The sequence below is a fragment of the Pseudomonas sp. ME-P-057 genome, assembly GCF_030208975.1.
Taxonomy (GTDB): domain Bacteria; phylum Pseudomonadota; class Gammaproteobacteria; order Pseudomonadales; family Pseudomonadaceae; genus Aquipseudomonas; species Aquipseudomonas lutea.
In genome coordinates this window covers 1-26175 of the sequence record NZ_JARVSX010000059.1, presented here as the reverse complement: position 1 = coordinate 26175, position 26175 = coordinate 1, and the positions used below count along the sequence as shown (strand labels likewise).

The window sequence follows — 26175 nt, the reverse complement described above, 5'->3', positions numbered from 1 at the left end:
ACTGGGATACGCGGTGCTTGAGTGGGACTGGCTTTAGCCGGGAAGAGGCCAGCGTGGACACCCTTCATTTTGCGGTGTGGCCACCGACGCTTTCCCGGCTGAAGCCGGTCCCACGGGGATATGCGGTGCTTGAGTGGGACTGGCTTTAGCCGGGAAGAGGCCAGTGCGGACACCCTTCATTTTGCAGCGTGGCCACCGACGCTTTCCCGGCTGAAGCCGGTCCCCCTTGGGGCGACTGTTCCCGGCTAAAGCTGGTCCCATTGGTGATAGGCTGCGGTTAGATGGGTCTGGTGTTGTTTGAGGTGGCGCAGAGCGCATTTGTTGGAGTAATGAATCAGCAGCGCCTGCCGAGGTCCATAGCCCGCCACTTAATGCATACACAGCGAGAAGTCATGCCAGTGAAAGGATTCCACCGCCATCTCCCGGCCCTTGTCAGCCTGATCCTGTTGACAGTGCTCGCCGGTTGCAGCACCCAGCGCAATCAGGCACCGGCTCCGGAGCCTGCCGTGGTGCGCAGCGAAATTGTGCGGTTGTTGCCTGCCAGCGTCGCGGACCGTCAAGGCTGGGCGCAGGACATCCAAACGGCCTTTGAGGCGCAGAAGATCGACCCCAGCGTGGAAAATCTGTGCTCCGTCGTCGCGGTGACCGAGCAGGAGTCGAATTTTCAGGTCGATCCCGCCGTGCCCGGCATGGGCAAGATCGCTCAGGATGAAATCGACCGCCGCGCCAGCAAGGCGCACATTCCCAATCTATTGGTCCGCGGCGCGCTGGACATACGCTCTTCCACTGGCAAAACCTACAGCGAGCGGCTCAGCGCAGCGCGCACTGAAAAAGACCTGAGCGCAATTTTCGATGACTTCATCGGCATGGTGCCGCTCGGCCGAACGCTGTTTGGCAACTTCAACCCGGTGCACACCGCAGGCCCCATGCAGGTCAGTATCGAGTTTGCCGAGCGGCAGGCCCGGGGTTACCCCTATCCGGTCGAGGGTACGATTCGTCATGAAGTCTTCAGCCGCCGGGGCGGGCTGTATTTCGGCATCGCCCATCTGCTCGGTTATCCGGTCAGCTACGACAAACCGCTGTACCGCTTTGCCGATTTCAACGCCGGCTGGTACGCCAGCCGCAACGCCGCATTTCAGAGCGCGCTGGCACGGGTGTCCGGCAAACGCCTGGCGCTGGATGGCGACCTGATCAGTTACGGCTTCGGCCCTGCGCTGGGGCAGACCGAGCTGGCGGTTCGCAGCCCGTATCCGCGTCTGGACATGCGCAACACGACGATTCGCAGTCAACTGGAAAAGGGCGAAACCCTGGCGTTTGAAGAGACCGAGCTGTACCAGCGGGTGTTCGACATGGCCGATCAGGCGGCCGGCAAGCCGCTGCCCAGAGCGATACTGCCGGGCATCGTGCTGGAGAGCCCAAAGATCACGCGCAAGCTGACCACTGCCTGGTTCGCGCAGCGTGTGGAAGAGCGCCGCGTGCGCTGCATGGCGCGCGCGTCGGGTTCTTTGAAGTGAGGCTATCAGCGCTTTAGCCCGTGCCGTTTATCCGGTCGCCGGCACCCGCGACAGGGTGGCCGTTCAAATATCGATGCGCGGCGCAAGCGAGTGCTGCGCTGCCGTTCGATCCGCAGGAGCTTCGCTTGTGAACCGTGACACCGATACACCCACCATCATCACCAGCAGCAACCCGGCCGCCGAGCAACAGGCGGCGGATGCGCAAGTCGCCGATGCCATGCTGTTCGGGTCGCCCAAGGACAGGCTGGATTTTTACCGCAAGGAAATCCAGTACGAGACTGCCATCCTTTCCGACCGCACCAACGCCTACTTGTCCGCCCAGTCTTTTCTGGTGATCGCGTTCGCTTCGTCGATGGCCAACCTGAATCCTGAGTGGGGCAAGCTGTTCACGCTGGTGGTCCCGCCATTTCTGACGTTGCTCGGCCTGATCAGCTCCATGCACGCATGGCCGGGAATCCGGGCGGCCTACGAGATCATCGATCACTGGCACTTCAAGCAGGCGCAGTTGCTCAGCAGCCAGCCGGCAATGGGTCTGGCCTACGATGACTCGCCACTTTTCAGCGAGCATGAGTCGAGCGAAAAGGGCTATCGCAAGTCCTTGCTGTTTTCCATGCGCACACCCTGGCTGTTCACCGTGTTCTGGTTTCTGCTCGGGGCCTTTTCCATCTACGTGCAGGTCACCGACAGCGTGTTCTGACAGGTCTGGGCGCGCCTGGCAGCAGAAAGCCCGGTTGCCAGCTGATGTTACCTTGACATTAATTCGCGGCAGGCGTATTTCGTCTGCCAGTTCTCGCCCGTTAAAGCGCCCCCTGGGGCGCGTCAAGCAAATCCGCCGGTTCACGCCTTGCGATAACGTGCCGATACCTTTACGTACGATTATTCATACTTTCACCAGAAGCCCCTTTACTACAGGCCCGCTCACGCCGATCCCGAGCCGGCGATGCGCACTCACTGGAGCCACCCCTCATGGCAGCATTGCAACAAATCACCGTTGACGCCCTTAAACGCGCCGAATCGCAGTTGGCTGTTCAGTGGCACGCCGACCTCGAAGCCAGCGGCGCAACACGCAACCTCAAACCCGAGGAAATCCGCCAGCAAGTCGCCGACTTCCTGAGCCTGCTGACCTCCGCGCTGTCCAAGGGCGGCTCCGTCAACATCACCACAGCCGAGTGGGATGACGTTCGCCACTTTCTGGAAAAACTGTCCAGCCAGCGTGCCCTGGCCGGTCAGGATTCTCAACAGACCGCCAGCTTCATCTTCGCCCTCAAAGGCCCGCTGTTCGCTCAGTTGCAGCGTGACTTTGCCGATCAGCCTGCACTGATTGCCGAGCAAGTGCTGCAAATCTCCGAACTGCTCGACGGCTTGGCGCTGCACACCATCCGCACATACCAGAAATCCCGCGAAGCGGTGATCAAGCGTCAGCAGGAAGAACTGCTGGAGCTGTCCACGCCGGTGGTCAAGCTGTGGGATGGCGTATTGGCGCTGCCGATGATCGGCACCCTCGACTCCCAACGTACCCAGGTGGTGATGGAGTCGCTGCTGCAACGCATCGTCGACACAGGCGCAGAAATTGCCATCATCGACATCACCGGTGTGCCGACCGTCGATACCCTCGTGGCCCAGCACCTGCTCAAAACCGTGACCGCGATCCGCCTGATGGGCGCCGACTGCATCATCAGCGGCGTGCGCCCGCAAATTGCCCAGACCATCGTTCACCTGGGTCTGGATCTGCAGGGCGTCGTCACCAAGGCCAATCTGGCCGACGCACTCGCACTGGCCCTGCGCCGTCTGGGCGTCACCCTCACCAAGGCGGTATGAGGCCATGGAGCGCATCCCGATTCTGCAGATGGGCGACTTTCTGCTCGTGACCATTCAGGTGGACATGCATGACCAGCTTGCGCTGACGCTGCAGGACGATTTGTCCGAACGCATCAGCCGCACCTCGGCACGCGGCGTGTTGATCGACATCTCCGCGCTGGACATGGTGGATTCATTCATCGGCCGGATGATCGGCATGATTTCCGGGCTGTCGCGGATCATGGACGCCGAAACCGTGCTGGTCGGCATGCAGCCGGCCGTGGCGATCACCCTGGTCGAACTGGGCATGACCCTGCCGGGCGTCAGCACCGCGCTCAACGTCGAGCGCGGCATGAAGCTGTTGCGCGAGCGGGCCTATTCCCAATGAGCGTGCGCAGCAGCGGCTCTCAACCGATTCGCATCGAGCAGGATGTGGTGCTGGCGCGTCAGGCCGCGCGCAAGCTGGCGCAGGACTGCGGCATGCGCCTGATTGACCTGACCAAGCTGGTAACGGCGGTCAGCGAGCTGGCGCGAAACACCATGGTCTACGGCGGTGGCGGTGACATGGACTGGGAGATCGTCGATGAAGGCGTGCGCGTCGGCTTGCGTCTGACCTTTCGTGACGAAGGCCCGGGCATTCCTGACCTCAAGCTGGCGCTGACCGACGGCTGGACGTCCGGTGGAGGGCTGGGGTTGGGCCTGACCGGAGCCAGGCGGCTGGTCGATGATTTCGAGCTCGACACGGCTCCCGGCGCAGGTACGCGCGTGATGATCTGCAAATGGACCTGAGCCTGCACAGCCACATCACGCAGGTTTTGCCCATCGAGGACACCAGTCATGTCGGTCACGCGCGGCGCACGGTGCAGAAGCTCGCCGATCAGGCAGGCTTCGATGAAACCGATGGCGGGCGTGTGGCACTGGTGGTGACCGAGCTGACGAGCAACATTCTCAAGCACGCGCGAAGCGGCGAGTTGCACGTACGCCTGCTGCCGGGCGAGGTGCAGGGCGTCGAGCTCATCGCCATCGACCGTGGCAACGGCTTCGACGTGCAGGCGTGCATGGCTGACGGCTTTTCCACACGCGGCACCCAGGGCATCGGTCTGGGTTCGGTGTTGCGTCAGGCGCAGGTGTTCGACGTCCACAGCGATGCGCGAGGCAGCGTCTTGCTGGCGCGGTTTTTTCCGCGCAACAGCCGCGTGAAAGACCTGCGCATGGGCATCAACCAGCATTCGTTGCACAACGACCCCGCCTGCGGGGATGTGTGGGAGGTGGCGGTCAAGGGTCGGCAGATGTCAATTTTAATGATCGACGGCCTGGGTCACGGTCCTGAAGCGCAGGAGGCGGGCATGGCGGGCGCTCGGGCGTTCATTCGTAACCCGTTCGCCGACCCCGGCGCGTTGCTTGAGGACCTGCATTTCGACATGCGCGGCAGCCGTGGCGGCGCTGCTGCCCTGGCGCGCTTTGACGGTAATACCGGGACCTTGCGCTTCACCGGCATCGGCAACATCGGCGCCACGCTGATTGGTGACGACAAGCCACGGGGTATCCCGTCCCATCCGGGCATTGTCGGCCTTCAGTATCGCAAGATCGCGCCGATTGACTACGGCGACTGCACCGGGCAGCTGTTGATCATGTTCAGTGATGGCCTGCAATCGCGTTGGAATCTTCGCGATTACCCGGGTCTGATGTACCGACACCCGGCGATCATTGCAGCGGTCCTGCATCGCGATTTCTGCCGGGGCAGGGATGACGTAACGGTATTGGTGATGGCTCTGGAGACGCTTGATGACTGACAACAACGCCCATGCTGCGCAGGTGGACAGCGCCGAGCTGGAACGCTTGCGCGCTGAATCGGCCTCCTTGCGTGCCGAGCTCGACGAAACCAATCAGGGCGTGCTGGCCCTGTACGCCGAGCTTGACACCCAGGCGGACCAGTTGCGTCAGGCCTCCGACCTGAAAAGCCGCTTCCTGTCCTACATGAGCCACGAATTCCGCACGCCGCTGGGCTCCATTCTCAGCATCGCCAGCTTGTTGTCCGATGAACTGGACGGGCCGCTAAGCCCCGAGCAACACAAGCAGGTTGCGTTTGTCAGCACGGCTGCGCGCGAATTGAGCGACATGGTCGATGATCTGCTGGATCTGGCCAAGATCGAAGCCGGGCGGATCAACATCTCGCCGGCCTGGTTCGACATGTTCGACCTGTTCTCGGCGCTGCGCGGGATGTTCCGGCCTATCGTCGACGCGTCCGCCGTGGACTTGATATTCGAACAGCCGGCGGGCCTGCCCAGGCTGTACACCGACGATCAGAAACTCGGCCAGATCCTGCGCAATTTCATTTCCAATTCCTTGAAGTTCACCCAGCGCGGCGAAGTGCGGGTTTCTGCCCGGCTCGAAAACGAGCAGTCGGTGCGCTTTGCGGTGACCGACACCGGCATTGGTATCCCGCAGGAACTCCACGGGGCCTTGTTCGAAGACTTCATTCAGGTCGACTCGCCGCTGCAGAAGCGCCTGCGCGGGACCGGTCTGGGCCTGTCGCTGTGCAAGCGCTTCGCCGAGTTGCTGGGCGGTCATGTGGGTGTGGAAAGCGAGCCCGGAGTGGGCTCGACCTTCTACGTGGTGATTCCGCTGGCGCTTGCCCAGGAGCCTGCCGATGAAGCCTGAAACCCGGTTACTGATCGTCGACGACAACACCGCTACGCGCTACGCGTTGCGTCGGCGCATGGAGCGTCAGGGTTTCAAGGTGTCGGAAGCCGGGACCGGGACCGACGGGCTGGCCATGATCGAAGCGCAAATACCCGATGCGCTGATTCTGGACGTCAACCTGCCGGACATGAGCGGCTTCGACATCGTCCGTCAGTTACGCGCGGCTCCACGCACGGCGCTGTTGCCGGTGGTGCATGTATCGGCGGCGTCGATCCAGACCGGCGACATCGTCACCGGCCTGGAAGCGGGCGCGGACGCCTACCTGGTGCATCCGGTTGACCCGGACGTGCTGCTCGCCACCCTGCGCACCCTGCTCAGGGTGCGTGACACCGAATACGCGCTGCGCGAAAGCGAGGAGCGTTTCCGCGAGATTTTCGCCAACGTGTCGGCGCCGATTGCGGTGGTGGACGGCAGCCTGAAGGTGCACGAAGCCAATCATGCGTTCGCCCAGTTACTGGGAGAAGACGCCGACGAAGGCGCGGTGCTGCGCAGCTTCAGCGCCGATCAGGGTTTGGCGATAGACGGCCTGCGAGAGGCGCTGCAAGCCGGTGAGCGCTGGATGGGCACGCTGAGCATGCGCGTCCATGGCGAACTGCGCGAGACCGAGTGGCAGGTGTCGCCCTATCGGGTGCCCGGCATGAGCCTGGTGTTCATCGAGGACGTCACCGAGCATCGACGCCGCGAACAGTCGCATCTGCAGCAACTGGACTCTGTCACCAGCCGGCTGGCCCATGAAGTCGCCGAACGTGCGCGCACTGAAGAGCAACTGCTGCAAGCGCAGAAGATGGATGCCATCGGCAAACTCACCGGCGGCATCGCCCATGACTTCAATAACCTGCTGACGGGCATCGTCACCGGCCTCGAGCTGGTCAAAAAACGCACCGAAGACGGCCGTACCGACAAGGTCATGGCCTACGCCGATGCAGCGCTGGCCTCGGCCCGCAGCGCGTCGGCGCTGACCCATCGGCTGTTGGCGTTCGCCCGCCAGCAACCGCTGGACACCCGCGCCACCGACGTGAACCAGCACGTGCGCTCACTGGAGGACCTGCTGGGGCGCACCATCGGCAAAGGCATAGGGCTCACTCTGGACCTTACCTCGCTGGGCGCCGTTGCGATGGTTGACGCCGGGCAGCTGGAAAGCGCGGTGCTGAATCTGGTCATCAATGCCCGCGATGCCTTGCCCAAAGGCGGGAACGTCTGGATCAGCACCTTTGAAACGTATTCCAAGGGCCATGCACGCATGGCTGACGGCCCGTACATCGCGTTGTCGGTGCGAGATGACGGTGTAGGGATCGAGCATCAACTGATCGACAAGGTTTTCGACCCGTTCTTCACCACCAAACCCATCGGCCAGGGCACCGGCCTGGGGCTGTCGACCATCTACGGCTTCGCGCGGCAGTCCGGCGGCGACGTGCACATCCGTAGCGTGGTCGGGCACGGTACGGAGGTCACGCTGATGTTGCCGGCCGCACAGGGACGCAGCGTCGAGCCGCAGCAACCTTCTGCCGTTGCTGCACAAGGGGCAGGGGAGCACGTACTGATCGTCGAAGACACCGACTCGGTGCGCATGTTCGTCAACGAGGTGCTGACCGATGCCGGTTACCGCTGCACCCAGGCGGCAGACGTTGCCACGGCGCTGGCGTACCTCGAAAACGACCCTACGATCGACCTGTTGCTGACGGACGTAGGCATGCCGGAAATGAACGGCCGCGAGGTGGCCCAGCGCGGCCGTGGATGGCGACCGGAGCTGCCGGTGCTGTTCATGACCGGGTACGCGGAAAATGCACTCAATCGACAGGATTTTCTCGGCGAGCGAATGGACATGATCCTCAAGCCGTTCCAGTTGGTGGAGTTTTTGTTGAAAGTCAGGGCAATGGTCGATGCCTGATGCAAACGAATGGTTATTTCGTAGAAATCAGCTACATGACGGTATTTGAGCTGCGTTGTTTTTGTTACCGTGTACGTCATTCCAACCCGGGCGTTTGTCCGGAAGCCATGGCCTGCGCCGTTTGTCCAAACGTTGAAGGTTGAAGGAGACACGTTTGACCCTCAGCCACGACCTCCAGCAAAGCGCGATCGACAATTGCGCACGCGAACCCATCCAGATTCCCGGCAGCATCCAGCCCCAGGGTTTCCTGATGGTTATTGATGAGAGCACATCGACCGTCGTGCAGGTCAGTGCCAATGTCAGCGACTGGCTCGGGCTCGACCCGCAGTCGCTGATTGGCGCTGTCCTGAGCGACGTCTTCGTGGAGCCTGACCGGCTGCTTCGCGGCTTGCGCAACCTGCCTGAGGAAGAACACAACCCCTTCCACCTGGGCGATGTGAGCTTCCTGCAGGGCACGCGTGCCGGGCAGCCGATGACGATGATGGTGCACCGCCATGACCAGGTCCTGATCGCCGAGTTCGAGCAGGCTGGGGATATGGCCACGGCCTACAGCAACGTGTACCCGCTGATGCGTGGTTTCATCAGCCAGATGAACGAGAGCGAGAGCATCGCCGAGCTCTGCCAGCGCTCTGCTGCCGAGGTCAAGCGCATCACCGGCTTTGGCCGGGTCAAGGCTTACCACTTCGACGCTGAAGGCAATGGCCTGGTCAATGCCGAGATGGCGGACGACGACTACGAAAGCCTGCTCGGCCTGAGCTTCCCGGCGTCCGACATCCCGGCCCAGGCCCGTGCGCTGTATCTGGCCAACCGCATCCGCGTGATCGAAGACGCCAACTACCAGCCCGCAGCGTTGATTCCCGAGCACAATCCGTTGACCGGCGCGCCGCTCGACCTGACTTACGCGACGCTGCGCAGCGTCTCACCGGTGCATCTGCAGTACATGCGCAACATGGGCACGCTGGCATCGATGTCCATTTCCATTGTGGTCCGAGGCAAGCTCTGGGGCCTGATCTCCTGTCACCACGCCACGCCACGGCGGGTCAGCTTCCAGACCCGTACGGCGTGTGAACTGCTGGGCAGCGTGTTGTCCCTGCAGATCGAAAGCAAAGAGGCCCAGGCCGACAACCAGCGGATGCTCAGCCTGCGCCGGCAGATCGTGCAGATGCTCGCCGCCATGGCGGATCTGGACAGCGTGACGGGCGGCCTGCGCTCGATGCCCGATGTGCTGCTGAATTTTGTCGGCGCAACCGGTGCGGCGGTGATTTCCGGCGCCAGTGTCGATGTGTACGGTGACACACCCAAGCGCGACGAAATTCTCAGGCTGACGGACTGGCTGAGCGATCACCAGCCTCACGAGGTCTTTCGCTCGGACAACGTCAGCCGTGACATTCCCGAATTACCGGCACTCGCTGCCAGCGTCAGCGGCGTGCTGTCGACGGCCATTTCCGAGCTGCACTCGAACTTCATCATCTGGTTCCGCCCCGAGCAGACCCGCGTGGTCAATTGGGCCGGCAAGCCGGAAAAGAGTGTTGGTCCGACCGGCTCGCTGAATCCGCGCAACAGCTTTGCGCTGTGGCAGGAGACGGTCAGCGGGTTCTCCTTGCCCTGGGACGATATGGACGTCGAGGCGGTGATCGAGCTGCGTGCTGCGGTGTTGGGCATCGTGCTGCGAAAGGCTGAAGAGATGGCCGCGCTCGCCGATGAACTGAAGAAGTCCAACAAGGAACTCGAAGCGTTTTCCTACAGCGTGTCGCACGACTTGCGCGCGCCTTTGCGGCACATCGCCGGTTACGCCGAGCTGCTGGGCGATACCGAAGGCACCAAGCTGTCGACCCGCGGCGTGCGCTTTCTGGAAAACATCAGCGAGTCGGCGCGCTTCGCCGGCACACTGGTCGACAACCTGCTGAGTTTTTCGCAGATGGGCCGCTCGGCCATGCGCTTTTCCGACGTGGACATGAATGCCATGGTGGAGTCGATCCGCCGTGAAATGTTGCCCGATTACGAAGGCCGCGCGCTGGAATGGAAAGTCCAGGAACACCTGCCGGTGGTCATCGCCGATGCCGCGTTTTTGCACTTGGCCATGCGCAACCTGCTGTCCAACGCGATCAAGTACAGCCGCACGCGTGACCCGGCGGTGATCGAAGTCGGCAGCTACGAAGAAGACGGCAAGGTCGTGGTGTTTGTTCGCGACAACGGCGTGGGCTTCGACATGGCGTACGCCAGCAAGCTGTTCGGCGTGTTCCAGCGCTTGCACCGCATGGAGGAGTTTGAAGGGACCGGCATTGGTCTGGCCAGTGTCCGCCGGATTATCGAACGCCATGACGGGACCGTGTGGGCCCATAGCCAGCTGCATCATGGCGCCACCTTTTATTTTGCCCTGCCCAAGCGCAGCGTAAACGCAACCCTTTGAGTGTCGAAGGAGACGCCCAATGCTAAAACCCATTCTTCTGGTGGAAGATAATCCCAACGATCTGGAGCTGACACTTGTCGCCCTCGAGCGTAGCCAGTTGGCCAATGAAGTGATTGTTCTGCGCGACGGCGCCGAAGCGCTCGACTACCTGTTGCGCCGCGGCCAGCATCACGATCGTGTGGCGGGGAACCCGGCAGTCATGCTGCTGGACCTGAAACTGCCCAAAATCGACGGTCTCGAAGTGCTTAAGGTGATTCGCGAAACCGAAGAACTGCGCAGCATCCCCGTGGTCATGCTCACTTCGTCGCGCGAAGAGCCTGATTTGCAGCGTGCGTACTCGTTGGGGGTGAACGCTTACGTGGTCAAACCGGTCGAATTCAAGGAATTTGTGTCGGCGATTTCTGACCTCGGGGTGTTCTGGGCTGTGCTCAACGAGCCGCCGCCGGGCTCGCTGCGTCTGAATCGCCGCGCCAGCTCCTGACATCCGGGCAAAGCGCACCGCCGCGCCTCCCTGGCCGCGCGGCCTTTTGGAAAGAATGACGATTATTCATGGCGTTAACCCATCTCAAATTGCTTTTGGTCGAAGACAGTTCGCTTGATGCCGAGCTGATCCTGCTCACCCTCGAAAACAGCGGACTGAAAATCGACGCGACGTTGGTCTTCAATCACCAGGACGTCGAGCGCGAGCTGCTTGCCGCGCGTTTTGACCTCATTCTCAGCGACTATCTTCTGCCTGGTTCGTCCGGCGCGGATGTGCTTAACAGCGCATTGCGCCTGGCGCCGCAGACGCCGTTCATTTTTCTGTCGGGTATTTTCGGCGAGCAGCACGCGGTCGAGATGATGCGCATGGGTGCCATCGACTACGTCCTCAAGCAGAACATGAAGATGCTGCCCAAGGCGGTCATGCGCGCGGTCTCCGAAGTGCAGGAACGCGAAAAGCGCCTGTACGCGGAAAAGACCCTGCAGGTCGCCGAAGTGCGCGCGCACCTGGCGATCGAAGCCGCCGAAATGGGCGTATGGACATACGATCCACGCACCGACATGTTGCTGTGGGACGAGCGCTGCAAGGCGCTGTATGGCGTGGCGGCCGACGCGGCGGTGAGCATGGCGTTCATGTTTTCCCGCTGTCACCCCGCCGATCGCGACCTGTTGCAGAGCAAGGTCACTGCGGCGCTGACCGTCGATACGTCGTTCCAGATCGAGCATCGTCTGTTGACCGACGATGGCAGCGAACGCTGGGTGTTCTCCAATGGCCGCTCCTTGTTCGAAGACGGTAAGTGCGTACGCTTCACCGGGGTCATGCAGGACATCACCGAACGCAAGAACGCCACGCAAGCGCTGCACCAGCTCAATGAGATCCTCGGTGAACGGGTGATGCAGCGGACTCGCGAGCGCGACCGCACCTGGGAGTTGTCCAGGGAGCTGCTGGGCGTGCTGCACTTCGACATGACCCCCATTGCGCTCAACCCTGCCTGGGAAGCGACCCTGGGCTGGAGCCGGGAAGATTTCACCCGCCAACGCTTAAGCGAGCTGATTCACCAGGACGACCTTGAGGCTACTCTCCGCGAGACCGCCAGCGTGTCCGAGGGGCACGTCACCACGCGCTTCGTCAATCGCATGCGTCACGCAGACGGTGGCTTTCGCTGGCTGTCCTGGACCATCGTGCCGGACGACGGGCTGATGTATGCCGCCGTCCGTGACATCACCGGTGAGCGTGCCGTGGTGGACGAACTGGCGGCGACCAACAAGCGCCTGCGTGATCAGATCAAGGAGCGCGAGCGGGTCGAGGCTGCATTGCAGCAGATGCAGCGCCTGGAGGTGGTCGGGCAGTTGACGGCCGGTGTTGCCCACGACTTCAACAACCTGCTGACGGTGATCCTCACCAGCGCCAACTTTCTCACGCGGGATCTGGAAAAGGGCGTGTTCACCAAATCGCCACAGCGTTTGCAGAACATTCGTGAAGCGGGCGAGCGGGGCGCGAAGCTCACCAGTCAGCTGCTGTCATTCTCCCGTCGCCAGCGCCTGGAGCCTGTCGCGCTTAACCTCAATGACACCATCGCCGGCATGCGCGAACTGCTCGGCCGAGCGCTGGGTGGGAGCGTGTGGGTAGAGACCGATCTCGCCGAAGACTTGTGGAGTGCGCTCGTCGACCCGACGCAGACCGAGATGATCATCCTCAATCTGGCGATCAATGCGCGGGATGCCATGCCCCAGGGCGGGCAACTGCGTCTGGGCACCTGGAACGAGATTGTCTATCGCCTGCCGCAGCGTCCCGAAGACCCCGAACCGGGTGCCTACGTGGTGCTGTCGGTCAGTGACTCGGGCTGTGGCATGAGCGCGGAGGTGCTGGCCAAGGCCTTTGAACCGTTCTTTACCACCAAGGCCGTGGGCAAGGGCTCGGGCCTGGGCCTTGCGCAGGTCTTTGGCTTCGCCAAGCAGTCGGGTGGCGGCGTGAGCATCGATACCGCGGAGAATGCGGGTACAACCCTGCGCGTCTACCTACCGAGCGTTGCCCGCACGGCGGTGTCGGTGGTCAGCGTCTCCGACATGCCCGGTCGCGCGGACGCCGATGACAAGCACCGCACGATCCTTCTGGTCGATGATGACCCTGACGTGCGTTCCGTGACGGCCATGATGCTGGTCTCGCTGGGCTACTCGGTGGTAGAAGCAGACAGCGGCGAAGAGGCCCTGAAGAAGCTCGACGGCGGCATCGAATTGCTGCTCACCGACTTCGCCATGCCGAACATGACCGGGGGTGAGCTTGCCGAAATCGTCCGGCGCGAACACCCACATCTTCCGATCATGTTCATCACCGGTTTCGCCGACATCGACATTCTGGACGTCGATCCGCAGCTGATCGTGCAGAAACCGTACAAGGAAGAAGAGCTGGCGAAGAAACTGGCGCACGTATTGATGAAGGCGTCGTTGCAGAAGGCTGAAGGCTAAAGGCCGCGATCTCCTGTAGGAGCGCGCTTGCCCGCGAAAGGGTAGGCCTGTCGGCGAAGATGTTGGATGTGTCGAATTCATTGTAGGCCGCCGACGAAGATGTCGAATGTGCCAACGTCATCGCGGGCAAGCGCGCTCCTACACCGTCATACGTTCATGCTGCGAGATCGCGTGCGCCGCAAATCCCGTAGGCGCCGGCTTGCTGGCGAAGGCGTTGGGTCCGCGAAAATTATATCGACTGCCCAAACGTTATCGCGGGCAAGCGCGCTCCTACACCGTCCTACATTCATGCTGCGAGATACCGTGCACCGCAAATCCGTAGGAGCCGGCTTGCTGGCGAAGGCGGTGGGTCCGCAAAAAATATGGACGGACGAAACGCCATCGCGGGCAAGCGCGCTCCTACACCGTCCTACATGCATGCTGCGAGATCGCGTGCGCCGCAAATCCGTAGGAGCCGGCTTGCTGGCGAAGGCGGTGGGTCCGCAAAAAAATATGGACGGACGAAACGCCATCGCGGGCAAGCTCCTACACCGTCATACATCCATGTTGCGAGATCGCGTGCGCCGCAAATCCGTAGGAGCCGGCTTGCTGGCGAAGGCGTTGGGTCCGCGAAAATTATATCGACTGCCGAAACGTTATCGCGGGCAAGCGCGCTCCTACACCGTCCTACATGCATGCTGCGAGATCGCGTGCGCCGCAAATTCGTAGGAGCCGACTTGCTGGCGAAGGCGGTGGGTTCGGAAAAAAATGTCGACGGACGAAACGTCATCGCGGGCAAGCGCGCTCCTACACCGTCCTGCGTTGTGGCCATGTCATCTCCTGTGCCGCAAGCCCACTGTAGGAGCGCGCTTGCCCGCGAAAGGGTAGGTCTGCCGGCGAAGATGTTGAATGAACCAACGTCATCGCTGTGTGCGGCCCCGCTTCAATCATCCCGCGTCAGCACTTCCAGCAACTCGATTTCAAACGCCAGATCCGAATGCGGTTTGATGTGTGCGCCCATGGATCGTTCGCCGTAGGCCAGCGCCGCAGGCACCGACAGCTTGCGCTTGCCGCCGACTTTCATGCCCATGAGCCCGATGTCCCAGCCTTTGATGACTCGCCCGGTGCCGATGACGCACTGGAAGGGTTTGCCTCGCTCCCAGGAAGAATCGAACACCGTGCCGTCTTCAAGCGTTCCGGTGTATTGGGTAGTGATCAGCGCGCCTTTGACCACGGTTTTGCCGGTGCCTTCCTCTACATCAATGATGCTCAGTTCTTCAATCATGGCCGGGCTTCCACTGCGAATGTGTGCGAGATGCTAGTGAGCCAGCCTTGCACTGGCAACACCGTGGGGTTTCCCGAAGGCAAAAAAAGCGCGGCCCTCTTCAGGGTCGCGCCGTCTTTATCCGCCTGACACGTCAGGCATGCCATCAAGCGATGACGTCAGTGCTCCACTCGCCATTCACCAGGCGCTTGAGGCCCAGCGGGTTGGCGTTTTGCAGCGCCGCCGGCAGCAGGCTGTCCGGGTAGTTCTGGTAGCAGACCGGGCGCAGGAAACGATCGATCGCCAGCGTGCCCACTGAAGTGCCGCGCGCGTCCGAGGTCGCTGGGTAAGGGCCGCCGTGAACCATCGCGTCAGACACTTCAACGCCGGTCGGGTAGCCGTTGACCAGGATGCGGCCGACTTTCTCTTCCAGCACCGGTACCAGCCACTGGTATTTCTGCAGGTCAGCGGTTTCGCCGATCAGCGTGGCGGTCAGTTGGCCGCGCAGGGCCAGCAGTGCGGCTTTCAGCTCGGCGTCGTCAGCGACTTCGATCAGCAGCGTCGTCGGCCCGAAGACTTCTTCCTGCAGCAGTTCGTCGCCGTTGAGCAACATGCTGACTTCAGCCTTGAACAGCTGGGCCTGCGCTTGCTTGCCTTCCTGCGGCTTACCGGCCAGGTGGGTGACGCTCGGGTGCGCCAACAGCTTCTCAACGCCTTTGCTGTAGCTGCGCAGGCCGCCTTCGTTGAGCATGGTCTGAGGTGCCTGACCGCCCATGTGCTCGGTCAGTTGCTCGGTGAAGGCGGTCAGGGCAGGGGAGCGAATGCCGATGACCACACCCGGATTGGTGCAGAACTGGCCTGCGCCCATCACCACCGACGCCGCGAGCTCGCCAGCAATGGCGGTGCCGCGGGCAGTCAGTGCGCCGGGCAACAAGACAACCGGGTTAATGCTCGACATCTCGGCGAACACCGGGATCGGTTGCGGACGCTCGGAGGCCAGTTTGCACAGGGCGTTACCGCCGTGCAGCGAACCGGTGAAACCGACCGCTTGAATCGCCGGATGCTTGACCAGGCCCTCGCCCACGCCGCTGCCGAAGATCATGTTGAACACGCCTTTGGGCATGCCGGTTTTCTCGGCGGCACGAACGATTGCGTTGCCGACCAGATCGGCGGTCGCCATGTGGCCGCTGTGCGCTTTGACCACAACCGGGCAACCGGCAGCCAGTGCCGACGCGGTGTCGCCGCCGGCAGTGGAGAACGCGAGCGGGAAGTTGCTGGCACCGAATACGGCGACCGGGCCTACGCCGATGCGCTGTTGGCGCAGGTCAACGCGCGGCAGTGGTTTGCGATCAGGCAGTGCCTGGTCGATGCGTGCACCCAGGAAGTCACCGCGACGCAGGACTTTGGCGAACAGGCGCATTTGGCCTGAGGTACGACCGCGCTCGCCCTGGATACGACCGGCAGGCAGCGCGGTTTCCTGGCAGACGAGGGCTACAAAATCGTCGCCCAGGGCGTCCAGCTCGTCAGCGATAGCGTCGAGGAATTCAGCGCGCCGCGCCGGGCTCAGCTGGCGGAACTCAAGGAAAGCGTCTTTGGCAGCCGACGCAGCAGCGTCGATTTCTGCATCAGTGGCCTGGTGAAAAGTGTAGGGCAGTGCTTCGCCAGTGGTGGCGTCGAGGCTTTTATGGCGTGCTTCGCCGAGGCCGCTGCGGGCGCCGCCGATGAAGTTCTGACCGAGAACGGTAGGCATCTGCTTCTCCTGTTATTTTTGGGGTGCGATCAGGCATAGCGCCTGATAGGGGAATTCGAAAGCGTGTGAAGCATAGCGACGATGGACGCCGGTATCGATGAAAATTGCAGCCCATCGCGGAAGTCGACAGTCATCATACAACTGCATTTTTTGAGTCGCAAGGCGCGGATCGAGTGTCCCTCCGATCGATGAGGCATGTACGAAGGTCCGGCCCCATGGGAGCCGAACGCTTCACGGCGATCTGGAAAAGTCCGGAGTGCCGGGGAAGAACAACCCGTTGGATCAGGCATTTGGCTCATCGGTGTTGATGTATTCCGGCACCTTGGCCAGCGGCAGGCGCCGAGCCTGTTCGATGCGGATTCCCGGCCGCTGCGGCAGTGGCTCCAGCTTCTGTGGCTGCCCGGTGGTCAACGCGCGCTCGATTGCCTCGACGATGCGCACGTCGCGCCAGCCTTCGTCGCCGTCTGGTTCGGGCTCGCGGTTCTGCAGAATGCAGTCGGAGAAGTACTGGGTTTCACCGCCGAACTGGTCCACCACCGGGTGGGTATGTTCGGTGGTTTTGCCGTCGATGATGGCCCGATAGCCGATCGCTACGCCTTCGCCGAAACCGAAGCAGGGGGAGGCTTCAAATTCGCCCTTGGTGCCGATCAGCTGGAAACGCTCGGTGGACGGCAGGCTGTAGCTGACGGTGAATGTCGCCAGGCGCTCTTCGGCGAAGCGCAGTGTCACGTTTACCGTGTCGAACGTATTGATTTCACGCCCCGGGGTCTTGATCCCGACGGCGTGGACTTCCAGCGGTTCAGCGGCGAACAGGTTGCGCACGGCGTTGATGGGATATGGGCCCATGTCGGCCACCGGCCCTGCGCCAAAACCGCTTTGCATGCGGTGGTTGGCGGGATCGGTGGTCTGCGCGAAGGTGGCGGTGAACACGCGTGGGTCGCCAATATCGCCGGCGCGCACGCGGTGGACCATTTCGACGGTGCCCGGCTCGAAGTGCAGGCGGTAAGCAATCATGAGCTTGGCCCCGGAGCGCGTGGCGGCCTGGGTGATGGCCAGGCAGTCTTCTTCATTGGCGGCCATGGGTTTTTCGAGCAGCACGTGGATGCCTGCTTCGAGTGCCGGTACTGCGAATTCGCGATGGCGGAAGTTGGGCGTCGCCAGGTAGATGGCGTCGATTTCGCCGGATTTCAGGAGGGTGTCAAATTCGTCGTAGTGGTAGCTTTTGAGGTCGTACAGTGCCGCCAGTTGGTCGGCTTTGATTGGGTCGCCGGTGACGAGGGCGGTCATGACGGAGTTGTCGGTCTGTTCGAGCCCTGGCATGAAAGCGCCTTGTGAGATCCAGCCTCCAGCGACCACTGCGTAGCGGATTTTGCCGTTTGCGTCTGGCATGTAAGCCTCCATTTCTCAGCGGACGGTGTGTCCGGCAGCTCTGTAGTCGGCAGGTATGAGGTGGAGAAGTTCAATCAAATGGTGTCAGTTGATTTTTGCAGGGTGGCTTAGAGGCAAATGCGTCTGCCTGGGGGCAGACCGTTTCGCCTTCGGCGAGTTACTTGGAAACAGCACCCCAAGTAACCAAGGGTGCTTGCTCCTGGTTTGGCCCCTCCTTCGTCGGGGTTCCCTCACTCCGACGACGCTCCGTGGGCCCGCGCCGAACGGACATCCATGTCCTGACGGCGCTCTCGCCGCATCCATGCGGCTCGACCCACTATGCGTCGTCTACGTTCAGCCTGCACCCAAGTCGCGATTGGCGGTGTTTGGGCTTTTTGCGTAGGAAGATCAAGAGCAAAAGCAGATCAAGGGCTTCCCGGCTGAAGCCGGTCCCACGGTCGAGGTCAGCCTTACCTTTGATGGTGGCTCACGCTCTCCGTTGATCGTGCCCACGCTCTGCGTGGGTATGCATCTCTGGACGCTCTGCGTCCCTTGGCGGCAGGCGTCGGGTCTGCTGGATGCGCGCGGGGTCTGTGGGACTGGCTTTAGCCGGGAAGGGGTCGCCAGGAGCGCCGTCCCTCTGACTGATCAATCCAGTTCCAGCAGCAGGTCTCGCAGGCGGTCGAGCGCAGGGTCGATGTCGAGCAGGTCGATGGCGCCGAAGCCCAGCATCAGGGCGTCGCGCGGTGGCGCGTCGTTGTAGAAGCCTTCGAGGGGATAGAGGCCCAACTCAACGTCGCGGGCGCGTTCGACCAGACGGTGGATGTCGAGCGGGGGCTTGAGTGGAGCTTTGAACATCACTGCCATGTGGAAGCCTGCCGTGCAGGGGATGGTTTCCAGCCAGGGCGACAGGTCGCCGGTAATGCGCGCGAGTATCCGTTCGCGGCGTCCGGCGTAAAGGCTGTGGCAGCGGCGGATGTGTTTGTTGAGCAGGCCTTCGCTGATGAATTTGCTCAGCGCCCATTGTGGCAGCGTCGAGGTGTGCCAGTCGGTCAGTTGCTTGGCTTTGATGACGGCTTCGAGGATCGCGGCAGGCAGCACGGCGTAGCCCAGGCGTAACTCTGGCAGGAGCGTCTTGGAAAATGTGCCCACGTAAGCCACCACGCCATGCTCGTCCAGGCTTTGCAGTGAGTCGGCAGGGCGGCCTTCGTAACGAAATTCGCTGTCGTAATCGTCCTCGATGATGATCGCGCCGATTCGACGGGCCTTTTCCAGCAGCGCGTGGCGACGCGCCAGGCTCATGGGCATGCCCAGCGGCATCTGATGGGACGGCGTGACATAAATGGCGCAAACGGTGTCCGGTATCTGCTCGACGATGATGCCTTCGCCATCGACCGGTACGCTGACAACTTGCGCCCCCTGCGCGGCAAACAGCAGACGAGCCGGCGTGTAACCGGGGTCTTCCATGGCAACGCTGTAACCGGGCCCGGTGAGCACACGGGCGATGAGGTCCAGCGCCTGTTGCGCCCCATTGCACACCACCACGTCATCGGCCATACAACGCACGCCGCGGGCGAAAGCAATGTGCCCCGCTATAGCATTGCGCAGTGCGGGGAGGCCCTCGGGCTGGCCGTAAAACCCGCGTTCGCCGGACATCTGCCGCAGCGCGTGCTGCACGCAACGGCGCCAGTCATCATGGGGGAACTGGGTTTTCGCGGTGGCGCCGCCGAGAAAGTCGTAACGCAGCGTGCCCGCGCGTGTCGGGTGGCGCAGGGGCAGGGAAATGCGTTCCCACTTGGCCACCACGTCTGCGCTGGCGAGGTGCGAAGCGGCGGCACGACGCGGGCTGTAAGCCGCTGAGCTGTTGACGAAAGTGCCGCTGCCGACCTTGCCGATCAGGTAGCTCTCGTAGGTGAGCTGGCTGTACGTGTCTGAAATGGTTTTGCGCGAGACGCCCAGCTGCTCCGCCAGCAATCGGCTGGGCGGCAGTTGCACCCCGGCGGCGAGGCGTCCGGACACGATGCTGTCGCGCAGTTGCTGATAGACCTGGCGGGCGAGGTCTTTGCGGCCCTTGATGACGATGTGCAGTTCCACGCAAACCCCTTCAGCCACGCCGCCCGATGCGGGTGCAAGTCGTTGAATTTTAGCCAGCCTGCCGCCCATGGCATAGCAGCCGATGCAACGTTTGCGCGCCTGAGTGCTCATAGAGATAGGCAAATACCGCGGGACGGGCCAAACAGTGCTCCCTGAGCCGTTGGCCATCCGCACCCATCCACATGAAGATGGAACCCCGAACACATGACCACCCCGGACAAGCAGTACGTTGAATGGCTGGTTGAGCAATCGATGCTCAACGCCGCAAAGCAGCGCGCAAAACTCTATGGCGGTCAGGGCCGGCTATGGCAGCGGCCTTACGCGCAGGCCCGTCCGCGGGACGCTTCGGCCATCGGCTCGGTCTGGTTCACGGCTTACCCGGCGTCGATCATCACCCGCGATGGCGGCTCGGTCCTTGAAGCGCTGGGCGACGAAAAGCTCTGGCACGCGCTCTCCGAAGTCGGCATTCAGGGCATTCACAACGGCCCGTTGAAAGCCTCCGGCGGCTTGAAAGGCCGCGAACGCACCCCGAGCATCGATGGCAACTTCGACCGGATCAGTTTCGAGGTGGATTCGGACCTGGGCACCGATGCTCAGTTTCTCAACCTCAGCCGTATCGCCGCCGCGCACAACGCAGTCATCGTTGACGACGTCATTCCGTCCCACACCGGCAAAGGTGCGGACTTTCGCTTGGCGGAAATGGCCTACGAAGAATACCCGGGTCTCTACCACATGGTGGAGATCAAGGAAGAAGACTGGTCCTTGCTCCCGGAAGTCCCGGCGGGCCGTGATGCCATCAACCTGCCGCCGGCTACGGTGGATGCGCTGCGCGACAAGCATTACATCGTCGGCCAGTTGCAGCGGGTGATCTTCTTCGAGCCTGGCGTCAAGGAAACCGACTGGAGCGCTACGCCAGTGGTGACCGGCGTTGACGGCAAAGACCGCCGCTGGGTGTACCTGCATTACTTCAAGGAAGGGCAGCCGTCGCTGAACTGGCTCGACCCAAGCTTCGCCGCGCAACAGATGATCATCGGCGACGCCCTCCACGCGATTGACGTGATGGGCGCGCGGGTTTTGCGTCTGGACGCCAACGGCTTCCTTGGCGTTGAGCGCAAGGCCGACGGCACGGCATGGTCGGAGAGCCATCCGCTGTCGATCACCGGCAACCAGTTGCTCGCCGGAGCCATTCGGAAGGCCGGCGGTTTCAGCTTCCAGGAACTGAACCTGACCATCGACGACATCGCCGCAATGTCCCACGGCGGTGCAGACCTTTCCTACGACTTCATTACCCGTCCGGCCTACCAGCACGCGCTGCTGACCGGCCGCACCGAGTTTCTGCGGCTGATGCTGCGCCAGGTGCATGAGTTCGGCATCGACCCTGCGTCGCTGATTCATGCGCTGCAGAACCACGATGAACTGACCCTGGAGCTGGTGCATTTCTGGACGCTGCACGCCCACGACCAGTACCTCTACCAAGGCCAGACTTTCCCCGGCAACATTCTGCGCGAGCACATTCGCGAAGAGATGTATGAGCGCCTGGCTGGCGAACACGCGCCGTACAACCTCAAGTTCGTCACCAACGGCGTGTCGTGCACGACGGCGAGCATCATCACCGCCGCGCTGGGCATCCGCGAGCTGGACAGCATGACGGCTGCGGACATCGACAAGATCCAGCACATTCATCTGCTGCTGGTGATGTTCAACGCGATGCAGCCAGGCGTGTTTGCGCTGTCGGGCTGGGATCTGGTCGGTGCGTTGCCTCTGCCGGCCGAACAGGTCGAACACTTGATGCGCGATGGCGACACCCGCTGGATCCATCGCGGTGGCTATGACCTTGTCGACATGGACCCGGATTGCGAAGTATCGGCCGGTGGCATGCCACGCGCTCGCGCACTTTACGGCAGCCTGGTGGAACAGCTGAAGCGTCCGGATTCCTTCGCCTCGCAGCTGAAAAAGCTGTTGGCGGTACGCCGTGCCTACGACATCGCCGCCAGTCGGCAGATTCTGATTCCGGACGTTGAGCACCCGGGGCTGTTGATCATGGTGCACGAACTGCCGGCCGGGAAGGGCACGCAGATCACCGCCTTGAATTTCAGCGCCGAAGCGATCGTCGAGACCCTTCACTTGCCAGGCATTGCGCCGGGCCCGGTAGTGGACATCATCAACGAGCGGGTTGAAGGCGACCTGACCGAAGAGGGTGAATTCACCATTACGCTGGATGCGTACGAAGGCCTGGCGTTGCGCGTGGTGAGCATGGCGTCGCCGATGATGTAACCGGTCGCATCGACGCCTTCCCGGCTGAAGCCGGTCCCACAAAAAAGCGCCCCTGCCTTTAGTGGGACCGGCTTTAGCCGGGAAGGTGACCGCTGCAGTCTGTGGGACCGGCTTCAGCCGGGAATGCGTCATTTACAATCTGTGGGACCGGCTTTAGCCGGGAATGCGTCGTTTGCCATGGCGCGATATCAGGGTGCTCTGCGCAGCGGAGCGTCCGGCAACACACGGTGCGCAGGATTGCGCCTTTCAATCACCGTCTGCCGGTCGGGCAGAGCTGTTCAGGATCGTTTTGTGTCAGTCGCTCAATCCGTTCACACCCCCGTTTTCATCCACTTGTGGAGTTACCGCCTGACGTTCCTGCTGTCCGGGATGTCGCTGGGCGCGTGGGCGCCGCTGGTGCCTTTTGCCCGGCAGCGCGCCGGGCTTGAAGAAGCTCAGCTTGGCCTGTTGCTGCTGTGCTTCGGCCTTGGCTCGATGCTGGCAATGCCCTTGGCGGGCATGCTCACCACGCGCAAGGGATGCCGATTTGTCTCAATGATGGGCGGCGCGCTGATTTGCTGCATGTTGCCGCTGCTCGCCTCGCTGTCTTCATTGGTGCCCCTGGCGTTGGCTCTCGCGGTCTTTGGCGCGGGGCTTGGCAGCATCGACGTGGCCATGAATGTTCAGGGGCTGATGGTCGAGCGCGATCATGGCAAGCCGATGATGTCGGGCTTTCATGGCCTGTTCAGCCTCGGCGGCATCAGCAGTGCGCTGTTGATGACCCTGCTGCTGTGGCTCGGCGCATCGCCCCTGGTGGCGGTCTGTGTGGTGGTGGCGTTGATTGCCGGCTTGCTGCTCTGGCATGCCCGGCGCCTGGTGCCCCATGGTGCGGACGATCCTTCGGCGCCGTTCGCCTGGCCGACCACCAAAGTGGTGATCGTCGGCATTCTCTGCTTCATCGCGCTGCTGGTGGAAGGCGCGATGCTTGACTGGAGCGCGGTGTTCCTCAACAAGACCCACCAGATCGACCTGACCATTGCCGGTGGGGCATATGCCATGTTTTCGCTGACCATGGCGGGGGGGCGTTTCGCCGGTGACTGGTTGAGGAACCGCTTCGGCGCAGTCAACCTGCTGATTGGCGGTGGCTTGCTGGTAATGGTCGGGTTTGCCATGGCCATTCTGCTGCAACCGTGGCCGTTGTTTCTACTGGGGTTCGCGCTGATCGGCGTAGGACTTTCCAACACCTTCCCGGTGTATTGCTCAGTCGTCGGGGCGCAGAAAGCCATGCCGGCCGGCCTTGCGATTGCGGTCATTACCGGGATCGGTTACTGCGGAATACTCCTGGGCCCCGCACTGATTGGCTTCGCCGCGCACCTGGTGGGACTGCGTGAGGCGCTGCTGTGCGTAGGAGCGCTGATGCTGGCTCAAGTGCTGACGGCGCGGCGCATGGCGAAGGGGTAAAAGCGGCTCAGGCGTTCGACTTCCAGGTGGCGGTGGGTTGGCCACCTCTGCAGTTTCAAAGGGCATTGCTCCTCAATGTGGTTGTTGAAAACGATATTGCGGACCACCGAGGTGGGTTACTGAAACCGGCATTGCCGGGCACCGAGGTGGGCTGTCGGAACCGACATTGCGGGTCAAGGCGGTGGGTGGCTGGACTCGACATTGCTGGCCAATGGGTAGTGTTGTAGGAGCCGGCTTGCTGGCGAACGCGGTGGGTCTGGTGCACAGAGGGCGGCTGAATAAATGCCTTCGCCAGCAAGCCGGCTCCTACGGAATCGGCAGGGCCGCAGACTGTGCATCCAGCCATCCAGCCATCCAGCCATTCAGCAAACCTTCCGCGCGCTGGCGGCTCTGGTAGACTTCAGCGCCTTGAAACTCTGGGGCTTCTCATGACCGACCCGATTCGTCTTACCCAATACAGTCACGGCGCGGGCTGTGGCTGCAAAATCTCTCCCAAAACCCTCGAAACCATCCTCGCCGGCAGCGGCGCGCAGAACCTCGATCCGCGCCTGTGGGTCGGCAATGCCTCGCGCGATGACGCTGCGGTGTACGCCATCGACGATGACAAGGGTGTCGTCTCCACCACCGATTTCTTCATGCCCATCGTCGATGATCCGTTCGATTTCGGCCGCATTGCAGCGACCAACGCGATCAGCGACATCTACGCCATGGGCGGCGATCCGCTGATGGCCATCGCCATTCTCGGCTGGCCGGTTAATGTGTTGGCTCCGGAAATCGCCCGTGAAGTGATCCGTGGCGGGCGGGCGGTTTGCGATGCAGCGGGCATTCCCCTGGCCGGGGGGCACTCCATTGATGCACCGGAGCCCATCTTCGGTCTGGCGGTCACCGGCCTGGTGGAAAAGCGCTTCATGAAACGCAACGACACCGCCACCGTCGGCTGCAAACTGTTCCTGACCAAGCCTCTGGGCATCGGCATTCTTACCACCGCCGAGAAAAAAGGCCTGCTGCGCGCCGAAGACATCGGCCTGGCGCGCGACGTGATGTGCACCCTGAACAAACCCGGCAGTCGTTTTTCGAGGCTGGCCGGCGTCACCGCGATGACCGACGTGACGGGTTTCGGTTTGCTCGGCCACCTGGTCGAAATGGCTGACGGCAGCCAGGTCACCGCGCGGCTGCGCGCTGCGGCTGTGCCTCGGTTGGGCAGCGTCGATTTCTACATCGAGCAGGCGTGCATCCCGGGCGGTACCCATCGCAACTACGACAGCTATGGCGAGCGCATTGGCGCCTTTACCGAAGTGCAAAAGCTGCTGCTCTGCGACCCGCAGACCAGTGGCGGATTGCTGATTGCGGTCGAGCCCGCCGAAGAAGCGGCCTTTCTGGCCATGGCCGTCGAACTGGGCCTGAACCTGTCGCCCATCGGCGAACTGGTCGAGCGACAGCGGCTTGCGGTCGAGGTGATCTGATGCGCGAAAACCGCGCGGACCTTCGCGAGATCTTCCTGCACGACGTACCGATGATGGACGTGCGTGCGCCGGTCGAGTTCACCAAGGGCGCATTTCCCGGGGTGATCAACCTGCCGCTGATGAACGACACCGAGCGCCAGAAGGTCGGCACCAGCTACAAGCAGGCCGGGCAGCAGGCCGCCATTGAGCTGGGCCACAAATTGGTGTCTGGCGAGGTCAAGCAGGCTCGCATCGAGGCGTGGGCGGATTTTGCCCGCAAAAACCCGCAGGGCCTGCTGTACTGCTTCCGCGGCGGCCTGCGTTCGCAGATCACCCAGCAGTGGCTCAAGAGCGAGGCGGGCATCGAGTACCCGCGCGTGATCGGGGGCTACAAGGCGATGCGCAGCTTCCTGATAGAAACCATCGAGCAGGCCGTGACCGAGTGCGATTTCGTGCTGATCGGCGGGTTGACTGGCAGCGGCAAGACCGAAGTGCTGCATCAGCTCGACAACGCGCTGGACCTCGAAGGGCATGCCAACCATCGCGGCTCAAGCTTTGGCAAACATGCCACGCCGCAGCCGGGACAAATCGACTTCGAAAACCTGCTGGCCATCGACCTGCTCAAGAAGCGCGCGCGGCAGATTGACCAGTTTGTGATTGAGGACGAGGGACGCATCGTCGGCAGCCGGGCAGTCCCGCTTGAGTTGTACCGGATCATGCAGGACGCACCGCTGGTGTGGCTGGAAGACAGTTTCGACAGTCGCGTCGAGCGGATTCTGAAAGATTACGTGACCGACCTGTGTGCCGAGTTCATCGCGGTGCAAGGGGTGGAGGCGGGGTTTGCTGCATACGCCGAGCGGCTGAAACAGAGCCTGTCGAGCATCGTGCGGCGCTTGGGCGGGGAGCGCTATCAGCGGCTGGCGGCGATCATGGATGGCGCGTTGGCCGAACAGTCCCGCAGCGGGGCGGTTGATCAGCATCGGGGCTGGATCAGCGGGATGCTGAGTGAGTATTACGATCCGATGTATGCGTTTCAGCGTGACAGCAAAGACGCGCGGATTGAGTTCGCGGGGGATCAGCGGGCGGTGGTTGAGTATCTAAAACAGCGGAAGGCTCGCTCCCGCGATTGAAGGTCAAACTCAAGAGCGTCGGCCTAACGGCCTCCCGTTTCGCCTTCGGCGAGTTACTTGATAGAGCCCCAAGTAACCAAGGGCTCGTGCTCCCGGTTTGGCCCCTCCTGCGTCGGGGTTTCCTCACTCCGACGACGCTCCGTGGGCCCGCGCCGAACGGACATCCATGTCCTGAC

General features: G+C 62.3%; 19 protein-coding genes. 15 read left to right on the top strand and 4 right to left on the bottom strand.

Annotation, left to right across the window (positions count from 1 at the left end; translation table 11 throughout):
* The first annotated feature begins 392 nt into the window (after positions 1-392).
* The 11 genes from QRN48_RS25120 to QRN48_RS25070 all read left to right on the top strand — a co-directional run bounded on the left by QRN48_RS25120 (position 393) and on the right by QRN48_RS25070 (position 13258).
* On the top strand, positions 393-1514 hold the full coding sequence (locus QRN48_RS25120) for a DUF1615 domain-containing protein (RefSeq protein WP_285354112.1): 1122 nt from the start codon (positions 393-395) through the stop codon (positions 1512-1514).
* Positions 1515-1731: 217 nt separating this feature from the next.
* The gene (locus QRN48_RS25115; RefSeq protein WP_191943653.1) at positions 1732-2211 is read left to right on the top strand and encodes a hypothetical protein; all 480 of its coding nucleotides are present in this window, start codon (positions 1732-1734) and stop codon (positions 2209-2211) included.
* Between the two features lie 269 nt (positions 2212-2480).
* Positions 2481-3332, top strand: coding sequence for an STAS domain-containing protein (locus tag QRN48_RS25110; RefSeq protein WP_285354109.1), 852 nt, complete (start codon positions 2481-2483; stop codon positions 3330-3332).
* Positions 3333-3336: 4 nt separating this feature from the next.
* Entirely contained in the window at positions 3337-3699 is a 363-nt protein-coding gene (locus QRN48_RS25105; RefSeq protein WP_037010489.1) for an STAS domain-containing protein, read from the top strand.
* A complete protein-coding gene (locus QRN48_RS25100; RefSeq protein WP_037010484.1) occupies positions 3696-4100 on the top strand; it encodes an anti-sigma regulatory factor in 405 nt (134 codons plus the stop codon). The genes QRN48_RS25105 and QRN48_RS25100 overlap by 4 nt, the downstream gene beginning before the upstream one ends.
* A complete protein-coding gene (locus QRN48_RS25095; protein ID WP_285354104.1) occupies positions 4091-5104 on the top strand; it encodes an ATP-binding protein in 1014 nt (337 codons plus the stop codon). Before QRN48_RS25100 ends, QRN48_RS25095 begins: the two co-directional genes overlap by 10 nt.
* On the top strand, positions 5097-5972 hold the full coding sequence (locus QRN48_RS25090; RefSeq protein ID WP_191943393.1) for a sensor histidine kinase: 876 nt from the start codon (positions 5097-5099) through the stop codon (positions 5970-5972). The genes QRN48_RS25095 and QRN48_RS25090 overlap by 8 nt, the downstream gene beginning before the upstream one ends.
* A complete protein-coding gene (locus tag QRN48_RS25085; RefSeq protein WP_191943392.1) occupies positions 5962-7902 on the top strand; it encodes a PAS domain-containing hybrid sensor histidine kinase/response regulator in 1941 nt (646 codons plus the stop codon). Before QRN48_RS25090 ends, QRN48_RS25085 begins: the two co-directional genes overlap by 11 nt.
* Positions 7903-8056: 154 nt before the next feature.
* Positions 8057-10312: an ATP-binding protein gene (locus tag QRN48_RS25080; protein WP_285354100.1), complete on the top strand. Its 2256-nt coding sequence runs from the start codon at positions 8057-8059 to the stop codon at positions 10310-10312.
* A gap of 19 nt (positions 10313-10331) precedes the next feature.
* On the top strand, positions 10332-10793 hold the full coding sequence (locus QRN48_RS25075) for a response regulator (protein WP_037010478.1): 462 nt from the start codon (positions 10332-10334) through the stop codon (positions 10791-10793).
* A gap of 68 nt (positions 10794-10861) precedes the next feature.
* A complete protein-coding gene (locus QRN48_RS25070) occupies positions 10862-13258 on the top strand; it encodes a hybrid sensor histidine kinase/response regulator (protein WP_037010476.1) in 2397 nt (798 codons plus the stop codon).
* A gap of 922 nt (positions 13259-14180) precedes the next feature.
* On the opposite strand, the gene QRN48_RS25065 is transcribed toward QRN48_RS25070, so the two are convergent.
* The 4 genes from QRN48_RS25065 to pdxR all read right to left on the bottom strand — a co-directional run bounded on the left by QRN48_RS25065 (position 14181) and on the right by pdxR (position 19713).
* The gene (locus QRN48_RS25065) at positions 14181-14522 is read right to left on the bottom strand and encodes an FKBP-type peptidyl-prolyl cis-trans isomerase (RefSeq protein WP_285354097.1); all 342 of its coding nucleotides are present in this window, start codon (positions 14520-14522) and stop codon (positions 14181-14183) included.
* A 145-nt stretch (positions 14523-14667) separates the two neighbouring features.
* Positions 14668-16251, bottom strand: coding sequence for an aldehyde dehydrogenase (NADP(+)) (locus QRN48_RS25060; protein ID WP_285354095.1), 1584 nt, complete (start codon positions 16249-16251; stop codon positions 14668-14670).
* 282 nt (positions 16252-16533) lie between these two features.
* Positions 16534-17640: a Gfo/Idh/MocA family protein gene (locus QRN48_RS25055; RefSeq protein ID WP_285354092.1), complete on the bottom strand. Its 1107-nt coding sequence runs from the start codon at positions 17638-17640 to the stop codon at positions 16534-16536.
* Positions 17641-18267: 627 nt separating this feature from the next.
* The gene (gene pdxR, locus QRN48_RS25050) at positions 18268-19713 is read right to left on the bottom strand and encodes a MocR-like pyridoxine biosynthesis transcription factor PdxR (RefSeq protein ID WP_191943389.1); all 1446 of its coding nucleotides are present in this window, start codon (positions 19711-19713) and stop codon (positions 18268-18270) included.
* A gap of 204 nt (positions 19714-19917) precedes the next feature.
* Between pdxR and treS the strand changes: the two genes are divergently transcribed.
* From treS to mnmH, 4 genes are all read left to right on the top strand, one after another.
* A complete protein-coding gene (gene treS / locus QRN48_RS25045) occupies positions 19918-21987 on the top strand; it encodes a maltose alpha-D-glucosyltransferase (RefSeq protein WP_285354090.1) in 2070 nt (689 codons plus the stop codon).
* 291 nt (positions 21988-22278) lie between these two features.
* Entirely contained in the window at positions 22279-23427 is a 1149-nt protein-coding gene (locus QRN48_RS25040) for an MFS transporter (protein ID WP_285354088.1), read from the top strand.
* Positions 23428-23855: 428 nt separating this feature from the next.
* Positions 23856-24890, top strand: coding sequence for a selenide, water dikinase SelD (gene selD / locus QRN48_RS25035; RefSeq protein WP_285354086.1), 1035 nt, complete (start codon positions 23856-23858; stop codon positions 24888-24890).
* Entirely contained in the window at positions 24890-25999 is a 1110-nt protein-coding gene (gene mnmH, locus QRN48_RS25030) for a tRNA 2-selenouridine(34) synthase MnmH (protein ID WP_285354083.1), read from the top strand. Before selD ends, mnmH begins: the two co-directional genes overlap by 1 nt.
* The last annotated feature ends 176 nt before the right edge of the window (positions 26000-26175 follow it).